General features: G+C 71.7%; 12 protein-coding genes and 3 pseudogenes. 11 read left to right on the forward strand and 4 right to left on the reverse strand.

All coding sequences use genetic code 11. The annotated features are described in order from the left end of the window. Positions 1 to 401: 401 nt before the first annotated feature. A pseudogene (locus C6A87_RS29245) lies at positions 402 to 2,828 on the forward strand (HAD-IC family P-type ATPase); the annotation flags it as partial. 47 nt (positions 2,829 to 2,875) lie between these two features. Here C6A87_RS29245 and C6A87_RS29250 read toward each other — a convergent pair. Then, complete coding sequence (locus C6A87_RS29250) at positions 2,876 to 3,043, reverse strand: Rv1535 domain-containing protein (RefSeq protein WP_396837134.1); 168 nt, start codon at positions 3,041 to 3,043, stop codon at positions 2,876 to 2,878. A gap of 159 nt (positions 3,044 to 3,202) precedes the next feature. Between C6A87_RS29250 and C6A87_RS27645 the strand changes: the two are divergent. The 4 genes and pseudogenes from C6A87_RS27645 (at position 3,203) to C6A87_RS27660 (ending at position 6,335) form a co-directional block, all read left to right on the forward strand. Beyond that, positions 3,203 to 4,118 (forward strand): annotated as a pseudogene (locus C6A87_RS27645) (ribonuclease Z). Between the two features lie 157 nt (positions 4,119 to 4,275). Beyond that, the gene (locus C6A87_RS27650; RefSeq protein WP_311115149.1) at positions 4,276 to 4,614 is read left to right on the forward strand and encodes a DUF3140 domain-containing protein; all 339 of its coding nucleotides are present in this window, start codon (positions 4,276 to 4,278) and stop codon (positions 4,612 to 4,614) included. Between the two features lie 42 nt (positions 4,615 to 4,656). Then, the gene (locus tag C6A87_RS27655; protein ID WP_311115150.1) at positions 4,657 to 5,085 is read left to right on the forward strand and encodes a MarR family winged helix-turn-helix transcriptional regulator; all 429 of its coding nucleotides are present in this window, start codon (positions 4,657 to 4,659) and stop codon (positions 5,083 to 5,085) included. Further along, positions 5,082 to 6,335 (forward strand): MFS transporter, encoded by a 1,254-nt coding sequence (locus tag C6A87_RS27660; RefSeq protein WP_311115151.1) that lies wholly within the window; start codon positions 5,082 to 5,084, stop codon positions 6,333 to 6,335. Before C6A87_RS27655 ends, C6A87_RS27660 begins: the two co-directional genes overlap by 4 nt. Here C6A87_RS27660 and C6A87_RS27665 read toward each other — a convergent pair. Beyond that, positions 6,332 to 7,469, reverse strand: a pseudogene (locus C6A87_RS27665) (1,4-beta-xylanase). The gene C6A87_RS27660 and the pseudogene C6A87_RS27665 sit on opposite strands and share 4 nt — an antisense overlap. Positions 7,470 to 7,777: 308 nt before the next feature. Here C6A87_RS27665 and C6A87_RS27670 point away from each other — a divergent pair. The 6 genes from C6A87_RS27670 to C6A87_RS27695 are packed head-to-tail and all read left to right on the forward strand — an operon-like array spanning position 7,778 to position 12,740. Further along, entirely contained in the window at positions 7,778 to 9,430 is a 1,653-nt protein-coding gene (locus C6A87_RS27670; RefSeq protein ID WP_311115152.1) for a PP2C family protein-serine/threonine phosphatase, read from the forward strand. After that, positions 9,427 to 10,497: a cobalamin-dependent protein gene (locus C6A87_RS27675; protein ID WP_311115153.1), complete on the forward strand. Its 1,071-nt coding sequence runs from the start codon at positions 9,427 to 9,429 to the stop codon at positions 10,495 to 10,497. Before C6A87_RS27670 ends, C6A87_RS27675 begins: the two co-directional genes overlap by 4 nt. Then, positions 10,494 to 10,844: an STAS domain-containing protein gene (locus C6A87_RS27680; RefSeq protein WP_311115154.1), complete on the forward strand. Its 351-nt coding sequence runs from the start codon at positions 10,494 to 10,496 to the stop codon at positions 10,842 to 10,844. Before C6A87_RS27675 ends, C6A87_RS27680 begins: the two co-directional genes overlap by 4 nt. 41 nt (positions 10,845 to 10,885) lie before the next feature. Next, the gene (locus C6A87_RS27685; RefSeq protein ID WP_311115155.1) at positions 10,886 to 11,878 is read left to right on the forward strand and encodes an SDR family oxidoreductase; all 993 of its coding nucleotides are present in this window, start codon (positions 10,886 to 10,888) and stop codon (positions 11,876 to 11,878) included. Further along, entirely contained in the window at positions 11,875 to 12,543 is a 669-nt protein-coding gene (locus tag C6A87_RS27690; protein WP_311115156.1) for an alpha/beta fold hydrolase, read from the forward strand. Before C6A87_RS27685 ends, C6A87_RS27690 begins: the two co-directional genes overlap by 4 nt. Before the next feature lie 47 nt (positions 12,544 to 12,590). After that, a complete protein-coding gene (locus C6A87_RS27695; protein ID WP_311115157.1) occupies positions 12,591 to 12,740 on the forward strand; it encodes a hypothetical protein in 150 nt (49 codons plus the stop codon). Here C6A87_RS27695 and C6A87_RS27700 read toward each other — a convergent pair. Both C6A87_RS27700 and C6A87_RS27705 read right to left on the reverse strand, forming a co-directional pair. After that, positions 12,721 to 13,113, reverse strand: coding sequence for a thioesterase family protein (locus C6A87_RS27700; protein WP_311118106.1), 393 nt, complete (start codon positions 13,111 to 13,113; stop codon positions 12,721 to 12,723). The genes C6A87_RS27695 and C6A87_RS27700 overlap by 20 nt on opposite strands. A 65-nt stretch (positions 13,114 to 13,178) precedes the next feature. Continuing rightward, entirely contained in the window at positions 13,179 to 14,474 is a 1,296-nt protein-coding gene (locus C6A87_RS27705; RefSeq protein WP_311115158.1) for a hydroxyacid-oxoacid transhydrogenase, read from the reverse strand. Between the last annotated feature and the right edge of the window lie 29 nt (positions 14,475 to 14,503).

Below are 14,503 nucleotides of genomic sequence, written 5' to 3' on the forward strand. Positions count from 1 at the left end.
TGCGCGACACCGTGCTCGCGCTGCAGACCGAGGGCCACACGGTGGCGGTGCTGTCCGGCGGGGCGGTCGACGCGCTGCTGGCCGCCGATCTCGCCGTCGGGTTGCCGGACGCGGGCCGGCGCCCGCCGTGGTGTTCCGACGTGCTCGTCCCGGACCTCGACTCCGCCTGGCGGCTCGTGCACGCAATCCCGCGCGCACACGGCGCGAGTCGGCGCGGCGTCGAATTATCCACCAGTGCAACAATTCTGGGCGCGATTCTGATGATCCCCGGGGTCCGCGGCAGCGGTCCCGGTCCGGTGACTGCGGGTGCGGCCGCCGGCCTGGCCACCGGCCTCTGGCTGGCCCGCGCGGCGCTGGCCGACAGTCCCCCGACGCCCGCGCCCAACCGGGAGTGGCACGCGATGTCGGCCGACCAGGTGCGCGCGGAGTTACCACCTCCGGAACACGTTGCCTCCGAACACCGCTCGCGCATAGCGGCGACAGCTGACGCCTCGGCCACCGCGGTCGCCAACCTGGTCGGTCCGCCGCTACGGCTGGCGGGCGAGATCGTGGCTGCCGTGCGGGACGAACTGTCCGATCCGCTGACCCCGGTACTGGCCGTGGGATCGGCGGCCAGCGCGTTGCTCGGATCGCCGATCGACGCGATCCTGGTCGGTTCGGTGCTCACCGGCAACGCGATACTGGCTGCGTCCCAACAGGTTCGCGCAGAACGGTTGCTGCACCGCCTGCTCGCGGTCCAGGACCCGCCCGCGCGGCTACTGCCCGGCGGTGACGCGTCCCGGGGCTACCGGAACGTCGACGCGGCCGGGCTGCTGCCCGGGGACGTCGTCGAGGTCCGCTCGGGCGAGGTGGTCCCCGCCGACTGCCGCATCGTCGAGGCGTTCGACCTCGAGGTCGACGAGTCCGCGCTGACCGGTGAATCCCTGCCGGTGGCAAAGGAAACCGCACCGACACCGGGGGCGGCGGTGGCCGAACGCACGTGCATGCTGTACGCGTCGACGACCGTGGTCGCCGGCTCGGCGGTCGCAGTGGTCACCACGGTGGGCGCGCAGACCCAGGTGCGCCGCGCCGCGGAGATCGCGCCGGCGCAGGGCTCTGCGGTGGGGCTGCAGACGCAGTTACGCGATCTGACCAACCGCGCGTTGCCGTTCAGCCTGGCCGGTGGGGGTCTGGTCAGCGGGCTGGGCCTGCTGCGCGGGGTGCCGCTGCGGCAGGCCGTCGCCAGCGGTGTGGCCGTCGCGGTCGCCGCGGTGCCCGAGGGGCTGCCGCTGGTGGCCACGCTGGCGCAACAGGCTTCGGCGCGGCGGCTGTCGCGCGCCGGCGCGCTGGTCCGCAGTCCCAGGTCGGTCGAGGCGCTCGGCCGCGTCGACGTGGTGTGCTTCGACAAGACCGGCACCCTGAGCGAGAACCGGTTGCGGGTCAGCCGCGTCGCCCCGGCCGACGGGTTCACCGACGCCCAGGTGCTGTCCATCGCCGCGCAGGCCACCCCGCCCAGGAACGGTGACCGGCACGAGCACGCCACGGACGCCGCCGTCGTCGAGGCCGCAGGCACCCCGCCCGGCGCAGGCGGCGACGCATTCCACCTGCCGTTCCGGTCGGGCCGGCCGTTCTCCGCGTGCATCCAGGGCAGGGACCTGGTGATCAAGGGCGCCCCGGAAGTGGTGTTGGCCGCCTGCCGGGGACAGCACACCGAGGCCGACAGCCAGGTCCGCGCGATGGCCGGCTCCGGACTGCGCGTCATCGCGGTAGCGCGCCGCACGGTCACCGCGGCACAGGCCGCTGCCGCGCGCACCGACGACAAGGCCTTCGCGGCGCTCTGCCGGCGCGGGCTCGCGCCGGCGGGGCTGCTCGGCATCTCCGACACGCCCCGGCAGGGCGCGGCGGAGCTGCTGAGGACACTGCAGGGCCAGCAGGTCGGTGTGCGTCTGGTCACCGGGGACCACCCGGTCACCGCCGCCGCGATCGCCACCGAACTCGGGCTGCCGGTGACCACCGACGAGGTGATCACCGGTACCCGGTGGGAGTCCATGTCGCGCCGGAGCCAGGAAAGCGCGGTGCGCGCCAACGTCGTCTTCGCCCGGATGACGCCCGAGCACAAGGTGCAGGTGGTGCAGACCCTGGAACGCGTGGGCCTGGTGTGCGCGATGGTCGGCGACGGTGCGAACGACGCCGCGGCGATCCGGTCGGCCACCGTCGGCGTCGGGGTGGCCTCGCACGGCAGCGACCCGGCCCGTACCGCGGCCGACGTGATGCTGCTGGACGGCCGGATCGAGGCGCTGTCCGAGGCCGTCGAGGAAGGACGTGAACTCTGGCGCCGGGTGCAGTCCGCGGTCTCGGTGTTGCTCGGCGGCAACGCCGGCGAGGTCGCGTTCACCGTGGCCGGGGCGGCGCTGACGGGCCGGTCGCCGCTCAACACCCGCCAGCTCCTGCTGGTCAACATGCTGACCGACGCACTGCCTGCGGCGGCGCTGGCCGTCAGCCCGGCGGCCGGTGTGGGGCCCAGCTCAGGGAAGGGCCCCGATCAGGCCGCGCTGTGGCGCACCGTTGCGATCCGCGGCACCACGACCGCCGCGGCGGCGACGGCGGCGTGGGTGACGGCCGGCTTCTCGCTGCGACCGCGGCGGGCCTCCACCGTGGCGCTGGTCACCCTCGTCTCGACCCAGCTCGGACAGACGCTCATCGATTCCCACAGCCCGCTGGTGGTGACCACCGCGGCCGGATCACTGGTGACGATGGGCGCGCTGATCAGCACCCCGGGCGTGAGCCAGTTCCTGGGCTGCACCCCGCTGGGGCCCGTCGGGTGGACGCAGGCGCTGGGCACCGCCGGGATCGCCACCGCCGCCGCCGTCGTCGCGCCGCGGGTCCTGTCCCGGTTTCACTCGTCGATGTCGAGTACGCCCAGCCGCCACAACACGGCGTACACCTCGCGCAACGGTATGGCGACCAGTTGGGACAGCGCCGACACCGACTCGGAGGAGGCGCTGATATCGAAGTCGGGCACGGCTTCCACGGTCCACACCGCCGGCGTCTGAACGACCAACACGCCATGACCGAAAGGCAACGAATGACCGAATCCTCACCGCGGACGGTCGCACCCCAGCTGCTGCTGTTGGGCCACGAGGAACACAACCGGATCGCCCAGGAGATCGGCGAGGCCCTCGAGGACGCGTAGCGCGGACGATCCGAACGTAATGTTCTGCGTGTGTCCGGTCGGGAACTGATCGTCCTCGGCACCGCCAGCCAGGTGCCGACGAGGCACCGCAACCACAACGGTTACCTGCTGCGCTGGGACGCCGACGGCTTCCTGTTCGACCCCGGCGAGGGCACACAGCGGCAGATGCTGCTCGCCGGCGTGCCGGCGTTCGGCGGTGACCCGGCTCTGCCTCACCCACTTCCACGGAGACCACTGCCTCGGCGTGCCGGGCGTCATCCAGCGGCTGTCCCTGGACGGGGTGACCCGTCCCGTCCACGCTCACTACCCGGAGTCCGGGCGCGAGCACTTCCACAGGCTGCGGCATGCCAGCGTGTTCCATGACGTCACCGATATCCGGGAGTGCCCCGTCGCGGTGGGGGGCGTGGTCGCCGAGGGCCCGTTCGGCCGGCTGGAGGCACGCCTGCTGGACCATCCGGTCGACGCCATCGGTTACCGGCTCATCGAGGACGACGGCCACCGGTTCTCGCCGGAGCTGCTGGAAGGGTTCGGCGTCGCGGGCCCGGCCGTCCGCGAGCTCGAGCGCGCCGGCGTGATCCACATCGACGGTCACCCGGTGCGGCTCTCGGATGTCACCGAGCCCCCGCGGGGACAGCGATTCGCCTTCGTCATGGACACCAGGTTGTGCGACGCCGTCTACGAGCTCGCCGACGGCGCCGACATGCTGGTGATCGAGGCGACGTTCCTGGAGCGCGACGCCGAACTGGCCGCCCGCCACGGCCACCTCACCGCGCGCCAGGCGGCCCGGGTGGCCGCCGCCTGCGGGGTGCGGCGCCTGGTGCTCACCCACTTCTCGCAGCGCTACCCCGACACCGCCGCCCACCGCGACGAGGCCGGCGAGATCTTCGACGGCGACCTCGTCATCGCTGAGGATCTGACCCGGATCGGGGTGCCGAGGCGCGGGTAGCCGCGAGACCGAACACCGCCACCAGCCCCACCATCACGATCGCCGGCGTGAAGTGCAGCCAGTTGTCGGCGGTGCCGAAACACGGTTCGTCGGGGCGAGTTCGGGTAGCCGTGCCGGGTGGGCCGAGTCGGCCGGACAACGACAACGGAGGTGCGGGATGGGCCACGCCGAAGTGGAACAGGGGCTCTGGGACGAGTTCCACCGGGTCGTGAACATGACGTCGCGGGAGCTCGCGGACTGGCTGCGCGTCAGGTCCGCCGACGAGGAAGCCGAACAGCTACCCGACCACGCCGGCACCGAGACCGGCCGCCATGTGCTGGCGATTCTGCAGAAGCGCCGGGTCGACCTCACCGAGGACGACGTGCGGGTGATGCGCAACGTGGTCGAGCGGATCCACGCCGAGCGCGGCGCCGACTTCGAACCGACAGCCGGGCAGGACCACTGGCGCAGGCGCCTGATGACCATCGGCCACGACCCGTTGAAGGACGTGCGCTGACGGCGCCCGCGCGCCGAAGATGATTCGTCGGCATATACATCGGTGTGCTATGCATATTTGGTGCCGCTGTCCCGCTACGACCAGCTCGACGATCTGCTGACACGAATCCACGTCGCCGGACAGCGCCCGCAGTGGCGGGTGCTGGCAGCGGTGCAGCGCTTCGGGCAGGACGGCGGCGCATCGGTGCGGGACGTCGCCGAGCTGCTCGCTGTGGACCACTCGACCGCGAGCAGATCCGTCGCCGCGGCGGTGGCCGCAGGCCTGCTGACCAAGACGTCGGCCACCGACGACCAGCGCCGGTGCGCGCTGGTGCTCACCGACGCGGGCCGGGCCGAGCTCGCCGCGGCGACCGGCAGGCGGCGCGACCTGGTGGCCCGGACCGTCGCCGACTGGCCCGACGCCGACGTCGACACGCTCGTCACCCTCCTGGACCGGCTCACCGACCGCTTCGAGAGCGTGGCCGCCCGATGACCGCCGAGGCCACCGCCGCCAGACTGCCCGCGCGCAACGCGCTGGGCCTGATGTTCGACCCGGTCTTCGGCACACTGTTCTGGGGCAAGATCTTCGCGGTCGTCGCGGTGTGGACGCACGGCATCGTCGCCGCGATCGTGATGTACGACGCGACCCGCTCGGCGCTGATGGTCGGCATGGTCGGGGTCGTGCAGTTCGCCCCGCAGCTGATCCTGAGCCCGACCAGCGGCAAATGGGCCGACACCGGCAACCCGGCCCGGCAGATCCTGCTCGGCCGCGTGCTCTGCGTGGCCGGATCGGGTTCGATCGCCGCCTGGATGTTCCTCCGGCCCGAGCTGACCGGGATGGGCGCGGCGGTTCCGGTGCTGCTGGGCACGACGCTGGTCGGCTTCGGTTTCGTCGTCGGGGGGCCCGCGATGCAGTCGATCGTGCCGACCCTGATCCGCGACGGCGAACTGCCGACCGCGATGGCGCTCAACAGCTTCCCGATGACCATCGGCCGGATCCTGGGTCCCGCCGCCGGCGCCTACCTGGCCGCGCACACCGGCCCCGCGACGGCGTTCGCCGCCAGTACGGTGCTGCACCTGGTGTTCGCGCTGTTCCTGATCGCCGTGCGGTTCCCCGCCCCACCCGAGCGCCGTTCCGGTACGGACTACCGGGTGCGGGTGGCCGTGCGTCACGTGCTCGGCGACCGGCCGCTGCTGCTGGCGCTGGCCGCCGTCACGACCGTCGGCATCGTGTCCGATCCGTCGATCACGCTGACCCCGTCGATGGCCGACTCGCTCGGCGGCGGCGCCTCGATGGTCGGCGCGTTGTCGGCGCTGTTCGGTGTCGGCGCCGCGGTCGGCATGGCCGCGCTGGCGCTGCTGCGCGGCCGCATCGCCTCGGCCACCGTTTCCTCGATCGGAATGGCCACGCTGGGATTGGGCAGCGTGATCCTGGCGGTCGGGTTCACGCCCTGGCTGGCGTTCACCGGCTTCGTGGTGTCCGGTTTCGGCTTCGGCTGCGCGATGACCGGGTTGAGCACCGTCGTGCAGGAGCGCGCCCCCGAGGAGTTGCGGGGCCGGATCATGGCGCTGTGGCTGGTCGGTTTCCTCGGCTCCCGTCCGATCGCCGCGGCGGTGCTCGGCGGCACTGCCGACCTGCTGAACGTCTACGTCGCGTTCGGCGTCGGCGCGGCCCTGGCCCTTGTGGTGGCGGTGCTGTGCCGGCCGTCGAAGCTGGCGGGGCCACTGCCCGTCCGGATCTAACTGGGCCGGCGCCTGCCGGTCAGCTCCGCGATGGTGTTGATCTCACCGGCGCGGTACGGGGTGCCGTCGCCGTGCAGCAGGTCGTGGAACCACAGCCCGGGCGGGCCGGTCACCGGCCGGTCCCAGGATTCCCACGGCAGGTACGTCTGGGTTTTGCCCGCGACGAAGCCCCAGGTGTACGCGCCGATGTTGCGCCGTTTGGTGATCGGCAGGATCGATTCGACCGTGCTGCCCAGCGTGCGGGCCATGTACTCGGTACACAGCATGGGCCAGGCCCAGCGGCGTCAGCTCGGCCAGCCGGGCCTCGAAGCCCTCCGGTTCGGCATAGCTGTGGAAGGTGATCACGTCGGACAGGTCCAGCTGAAGCCGGTTGATCTCGTTGCGGCGCGCCGGATCACCCCACTCGCCGTCCCAGACACCGCTGGTCAGCGGCTGGATCGGGTCCACGGACCGGGCCCAGGCGAAGACCTGGGGCAACAGTTCGGCGACCCGCTGCACCTTGTCGCTGCGTTCGACGGCGGCGTAGGCGTCGGCGGGGTTGTCGGGCTCGTTCCACAGGTCCCAGCCGAGCACGCGCCGGTCGTGGCGGAATTGGCTGAGCACACCGGTCACGTAGTCGCGCATGACCCGGTGGTGCCGCGGATCGTCGAGATGGTCGGCGCCGGGGCTCTGCACCCATCCCGAGTTGTGCACGCCGGGGATCGGGTCGTGCTGCCGGCCCAGACGCGGGTGCGGGTCCCAGCAGGAGTCGAACAGCACGAACAGCGGCTTGATGCCGTGGTGGGCGGCGATGTCGACGAAGCGGGCCAGGCGGCGCTGGAAGCCGGCACGGTCCTGGACCCACAGCAGATCGTGCAGGAACACCCGAACGGTGTTGAACCCGATCAGCTTCGCCGTGCGAAGCTCGCTGTCGATCCGCCTCGGGTCGAAAGTGCCGGATTGGAACATCTCCAGCTGGTTGATCGCGTTTGCCGGGATGAAGTTCGCCCCGACCAGCCAGCCCTGCGCGCGGTACCACCGGTGCGCCCGATCCGGCGACCACCTGGCCATCTCCGCCGACGCGCGGGGCACCCGCGTCAGCGTCATACCGGCGGCCAACACGACCGGCAGTTTCAGCGCAGTGCGCCGATCCAAAGTGGGCTCGGAAGCCAAGGCGCAATCCTTCGTTCTGAAGATCGGTGATCCAGCGCCGTGGCGTGCCGGACGAGTCGACGGTCCTCAGTGTATCGACGTCCACAGACCTCCCGTTACCGCTGCAGCTCACGCGGCAGCAATGCGGGACATCAAGGCCCAGAATCGATTTCGCTGACAGGATAACCTGTCCGGTGCCGGCCGCCGCGGGACCGTCCCGGCCCTGCTCAGGGCGTGAGTCGACATCTCGCAGCCCGCTGCCTACAGTCGGAATACGGTCGGCGTGGTGCGGCCCGCGTGAGGAGGCGACCATGGGGGAGATCACACCCATGCACACCGCCTCGGCCCACGCTGCCGCCCATGATGCGGCGTGGGATTCGATTCCGCATCCGGTGCTGGTGGTCGAGCAGGACGGGACGGTCCGGGCATCGAGCCAGCCGGCCCGACTCCTGCTCCCCGACGTGGTCTCCGGCAGTGTGCTGGAGGACGTCGCGCCCCCGTGGCTGACGGACGCGCACCGGCACCTGGTCACGACCTCGGGCAGCCCGGTATCCGGCCCGCTGGCCGACCGCGTGTTCGAGGCACGCCCGACCGTCCTGCCCGGCGGCGCGGTGGCCTGGTGGCTGGTCGAGGACCTGGACCGGGCCGCCCGGGAGGCGCAACGCGCGCTGACCATGGAGCGGGAACGCGCGGCCTTTCTCGACGAGGCATCCGCGGTGCTGATGGCCTCGCTGAACCTCGACCGCTGCATGGAAGCGACCGTGCAGATGGCGGCGCGCCGGCTCGCCGACGCCGCGGTGCTGGTGGCCCCGGTCGACGGCGGACGCATCCCGGTGGTGTGCAGCGGAGCCGATGGCACCGCCGAGCACCGCCTCGTGGAGGCCGAACCCACCGACGTCGCCGGGCTCAGCGAGGCGCTACGGGGTTTCCCGCCGGTGCCGTCCCGCTGGATCGATCCGGTATCGGTACCGGACTGGCTTGTGCCGGAAGACTTTCCGGGTCCCGTGGGGTCGGTGGTGATCACCCCGCTGCCCGGTCACGGCGTCGGCGCCGGAGCGCTGGTGCTGTTACGGCGCTCGTCGCAGACCGCGTTCAGCGCAGGCGAGGAGGTGTTCGCCCGGCTGTTCGCCGCCCGCGCAGGCGCCGCGCTGTCGGCGGCCCGGCTCTACGCCGAACAGTCCACGATCACCCGCACGCTGATGCAAGATCTGCTGCCGCCTCGCCTGCACCGCCTCGACGGCATCGAACTTGCCGGCGGTTATCGCGCGTCGGAGCACCACGAGACCATCGGCGGTGACTTCTACGACGTGCACGCGGCCGCCACCCCCGAGGACGAGACGCTGGTGGTGCTCGGCGACGTGTGCGGCAAGGGCCTGGAAGCCGCGGTGCTGACCGGCAAAATCCGCAACACCCTGATGGCGCTGGCGCCGCTGGCCCACGACCACGCCGGGGTGCTCCGGCTGCTCAACAGCGCGTTGCTGTCGGTCAACAGCACCCGGTTCGCCACCCTGGTGCTCGCGTCGGTCTCGCGCCGTGACGGCCAGGTGCTGTTGCGTCTCACCAGCGCCGGGCACCTCGCCCCGATCATCGTGCGCAGCGACGGCCGGGTCGAGGAGACCGAGACCCGGGGCACCCTCGTCGGTGTGATGCCGCACATCCGGTCCCAGACCGTGGAGACCTCGCTGGCGCCGGGCGAGACGTGCCTGCTCTACACCGACGGGGTCACCGAGGCGCGTGGCGGACCGCTGGGCACCGAAATGTTCGGTGAGGAGCGGCTGGCCGAAGTCCTGGGGCAGTGCGCCGGGCTGCCGGCCGAAGCGGTGGTCGAACGCGTCATGATGCTCACCAGCCAGTGGGTGAACCAGCGGGCGCACGACGACATCGCGGTGGTGGCGATCACCGCGCCGCGGCGCACACATCTGAGCGCCGTCGACGGCCACACCGCAGGCAGGTTCACCGCGTGAGCGACGACACGTCGCTCGTCCGGCAGCGACTGTGGGATGCGGTGCGCGACGGCGACGAGCGCACCGCCACGACGGTCGTGTTCGCCGCCCTCGACGGCGGCATGGCGGCCGAGGACGTGCTCCTCGACGTCATCGCCCCGGTACAGCACCGGGTGGGCACCGAATGGGCGGCCAACCGCGTCACCGTCGCGCAGGAGCACGCCGCGACCGCGATCAACGACCGGGTGATCGCCGCGCTGGCCCACCATCCGGCCTGCGCCGGCCCCGGATCCGCGGGCCGGGTCACGGTGGCCTGCGTTGACGGCGAGTGGCACGCGCTGCCCGCGCGGCTGCTCGCCGAGGTGCTCACGCTGCGCGGCTGGCACGTCGACTTCCTCGGCGCCCAGGTCCCGACGCCGCACCTGGTCGCCCACCTGCATCAGCACGGCCCCGACGCGGTCGCGCTGTCGGGCATGATCCCGACCCGGCTGCCCACCGCGCACGCGGCGATCACCGCCTGCCAGGCCGCCGGGGTCGCGGTGCTCGCCGGCGGCGCCGCGTTCGGCGCGGACGGACGGTTCGCGCGCAAACTCGGCGCCGACGCGTGGGCGCCCGACGCGCGCACCGCGGCCGCGCTGCTCGGCCGGGGTCTGCGCCCGACCCAGGCCCTGGCCCACCCCCCGCAACTCGTCGATGACCTGGCGCATCTGATGGACCAGGAGTACACGATGGTCCGGGACAGCGGGCCGCGGCTGATCGAGACGACGATGCGCGAACTGGACGAACGTTTCCCCGCGATGCGCGGCTACACCCAGCAGCAGCGCAGGCACACGCTGGAGGACATCGCCCATATCGTCGAGTTCCTGACCGCGGCGCTCTACGTCGACGACGACGACCTGTTCGTCGGCTTCATCACCTGGACCGCCGAGATCCTGTCCGCCCGCGGCGTCCCCGCGACGTCGCTGCTGCCCGCGCTGGAATCGATCGCCGGCCAGCTCGGCGAGTTCCCCCGAACCCGGCGTGTGCTCGAAGCCGCGCACGCCTCGCTCCATCGAATCCCGACCCACAACCCCCCGAAGACCGCATGAAACTCACCCTCGCCGTGCACCGCACCGCCCAGTCCGCCCGCATCCGCGTCGCCGGAGATCTCGACTACGGCTCGTCGGGCCTGCTGCTCGAGACCGTGCATGATCTGCTGCGCGCCCCGTCGGCACTGCAGGACCTGCATCTGGATTTCACCGACCTCGCGTTCTGCGACTCCGCGGGACTGTCCAGCCTGGTTCTGATCCACCGGCAGACCGCTGCGGCCGGCGCGCACCTGCACCTCGACCAGCGCCCGGCGCAGCTCCAACGCATTCTCGACGTCACCGGCCTGTTGGAGTTCCTCACCGCCCCACCGGCGGGCCGGCAGGCAGACGAGTCCGACATCGGCTGAGGCGCCGTTTTCGCCGCGGGCAATCCGGGAACCTCACGGGCATGTCTGTGCGCGTCGCGGTCACCGGTCCGACCGGTGAGATCGGAATCTCCGCCATCTCGGCCCTGGAGGATCACCCGGAGGTGGAGTCGATAGTCGGCATGGCCCGCAGACCGTTCGACCCCGCGGAGCACGGCTGGAGCAAGACCACCTACCGGCAGGGCGACATCCTCGATCGTGACGCGGTGCGCGCGCTGGTCGACGACGCCGACGTGGTGGTGCACCTCGCGTTCATCATCATGGGTTCGCGGGACGAGAGTGCCCGGGTGAACCTGAAGGGCACCCGCAACGTGTTCGAAGCGGCCGTCGCCGGCCCGCGGGTGCGCCGGCTGGTCTACACCTCGTCGGTGGCCGCCTACGGCTACCACTCCGACAACCCGGTTCCGATCACCGAGGAGGTGCCGCCGCGTGGGTCTCCCGAGCACTACTACTCGGAGCAGAAGGCCGCGTGTGAACAGGTTCTCGCGGAGGTCACCGCTGGCTCTCCGCTGCAGGTGTACGTGCTGCGGCCGTGCATCGTGGCCGGTCCGAAGGCCACCGCGCTGGCCGACGCGATGCCGTGGAACCAGCTGCCGGGACCCGTGCGCCGCATCACCCAGGCGCTGCCGCTGCTCAAGCCGCCGTTCCCGGACCCCGGAACGCCGCTGCAGCTCGTGCACCACGACGACGTGGCCTCGGCCATCACGGCGGCGGTGACCACGGAGTCCGCGCCGCCCGGGGCGTACAACATCGCCGGGGACGGTGTGCTGTCGATGTCCGCGGTCGGCGACGCGCTCGGGGCCCGGCCGGTCAAGGTCCCACGCACCGCCGCGACCGCCACCTCCGAGGTGGTGGCCCGGCTGCCCTTCATCCCGTCGATCATGGAGTGGCTGCACGCCGGCCGCACCTCGGTGGTGATGGACACCACCAAGGCCAGAGAGCAGTTGGGGTGGCAGCCCAAATTCACTGCTGCCGAGACACTTCAAGCGTTGGCGAGCATGTCGGGGAATCGGTGACCGAGACCGCCCGGTACGCCCCGGGCCGTTCGGTGGACCTGTTCGGCGACCCCGCCGCACCGACGGTGCTGCTCTGGCACGGCACGCAGACCGACGCACGGGCCACCGTCGGGGTGCTCGCCGAACTGCTGGCCGAACGGGGCCTCAGTGTGGTTGCGCCGGACTGGGATTCGCACAGTGCCGATGGTGGCCGGGGCGACCTGCTGGAGTCGGTGCGCTTCGCGCAGTCGTGGACGGACAGCACGGAGCCGCTGATGCTGGTGGGCTGGTCACTCGGCGGCATCGCGGCGGCCGGACTCACCGTGCACGCGCAGACCCATCATGTCGCGTTGCGGCACACCGTGTGTCTGGCCGGCGCCTTCATGGCGCCCGATCCGATTTCGGGCCGGGACGTGGCCGCGGACCTGGCCGCCGCAGCGGTGCGCACGCCGTTCACGCTGCTGCACGGCACCGCCGACGACGTCGTGCCCGTCGAGGCCAGTGCGCGGTTCGCCGAGTCACTCCGGAACGCGGGCTGGCCGGTCCGGATGCGCGAGCTCACCGCCGATCACGGCGACATCGCCGGCGCCCGCTACGATGCGGCCGCCGACCGGTACCTGCCTGCCGACGACCCGGCGACCCGGCGCACGGCAGCCGAGGTTGCGGATCTCATCGCGGGTGCTTAGAAGGCTGCTGAACGGGTACTTGGTGCCAAGCTTTGAAAGGAGCCGCCGTGACCACGATCTCTGCTCTGGGAGCGCGCCAGGTGACGAATTGCCCCGCGTGCGGCTACCCGACCCTCGACGCCAGCCTGTGTGCGCTGTGCAGTCCGCTGGCGGCGGTGTCCGGGCTCGGCACCGCACTCACCGCCCGTCTGCCGTGACGACCAGCCCCGACAGCGCCGACCGGATGCGGTCGGGAATCGGAACCGCCTGACGTCGTTGACGATCGACGAAGACATGGACGAAGTAGCCGTGGGCCACCGCCTCGTCGGCACCGTCGCCGGCTGCGCCGAAGATCGCGACCCCGTAGGTCACCGAGCGGTTGGTCAGCTTGTCCACCCGCAGTCCCGCCCGTAGTTCGTCGGGGTACGCCACCGGCGCCAGGTAGGAGCATTTCGACTCGACCACCAGACCGATCACCGGCGAGGCCTGGATGTCCAGGCCCGCCTCACGGATCAGGAAGTGGTTGGCGACGGTATCGAAGTAGCTGTAGTAGGTGACGTTGTTGACGTGCCCATAGACGTCGTTGTCCATCCAGCGGGTCGTGATGGGCAGGAAGTACCGGTAGTCGGCGGCGCGGTGGCCCGTCGATTTCTGTGTCACCAGTAGCTCACCGCATGCCGGAAGGTGTCGGTCAGCAACGCCTCGTCCACCTCGACCGGGGCGTTGGCGAGCAATCTCTGCTGCGGCCACGCACCGTCGGTCAGGCTCCCGGCGTCGGACTCGGAGTACCCCACCCCGGCGAGACCGTTGGGCATCCCCACCGCGCGCATGATCGCGACGAGGTGATCGGCCAGCACCGTGCCCGCGTCCTCGGGGGCCGCGCCGCCGGTGTCCGCGCCCAGGTGCCCGGCCGCGTCCAGATGTCGCGCCGGGTCCAGCGGCGCGGTCACCCGGAACGCCGCAGGGGCGTTCAAGATCACCGACATCCCATGCGGCACAAGCGGTTCGCTGCCGGGGTAGCCGTCCGGATGGAACTCGCGGACCTGGCCGGCGACCGCGTAGGCCATCGCGTGCGGGATGTGCACTCCGGCGTTGCCGAACGCGATCCCGGCCAGCGTGGCGGCCCACATCACCTGCTCGCGGGCCTCCCGGTCGGCGGCGTCGGCGACGGCCCGCTGCAGGTAGCGCCCGAGCAGCCGCATCGCCTCGACGCTGCCCAGGTCGCTCCACGGGTTGGCGCCCTGGCTCATCGGGCGCTGGCTGGGCCGTCCGGGCGCGGCGCGGTGCAGGTAGGGCCGGGCGGTGTAGGACTCCAGCGCGTGCGACAGCACGTCGAGTCCGCTGCACGCCACCACGGGACCCGGCAGCGTGTCGGTGCAGTCGGGGTCGACCAGAGCCTCCGTCGGGCGCAGCGCGGGCGAGGCGATGCCGGTCTTGGCCGCCATCGACAACAGGTCGAAGATCGCGATGCCGGTGACCTCGCTGCCGGTGCCCGAGGTGGTGGGGCAGGCGATGTGCGGTCGCAGCGGTCCGGGCACCGCGTTGCCTGCGCCCACCGGGGCGTTGACGTACTCCAGGAGGTCGGCGGGGTGGCTGGCGTACAGGTCGGCGGCCTTGGCGGTGTCGATCACCGACCCGCCGCCGAGCGAGACATAGCCGTCCGGCGCGGCGTCGACGGCGAATGCCGCTGCCTGCTCGAAGGATTCGTCGGTGGGCTCGACACGGACATCGGTGTAGGCGATCACGTCGACACCCGACTCCCGCAGAGACCGCCGCACGGTGTCGAAGATCTCCAGTTCGGCGACGGTCGGGTCGGTGAACAGTGCGACGCGCTCGGCGCCCAGCGCCCTGACCCGGTCACCCACCTCGCGCAGACAGCCTCGCCCGAACGTGACCCGTGACGCGTCGACGGTGAACGCGGTGTCCCCGCCGCTGTGATGGCAGCAACTCATCCTGCCGATTGTCCACCTCCGCGGCGCGG

It is taken from the genome of Mycobacterium sp. ITM-2016-00317 (assembly GCF_002968295.1).
In the GTDB taxonomy this organism is placed as follows: Bacteria; Actinomycetota; Actinomycetes; order Mycobacteriales; family Mycobacteriaceae; genus Mycobacterium.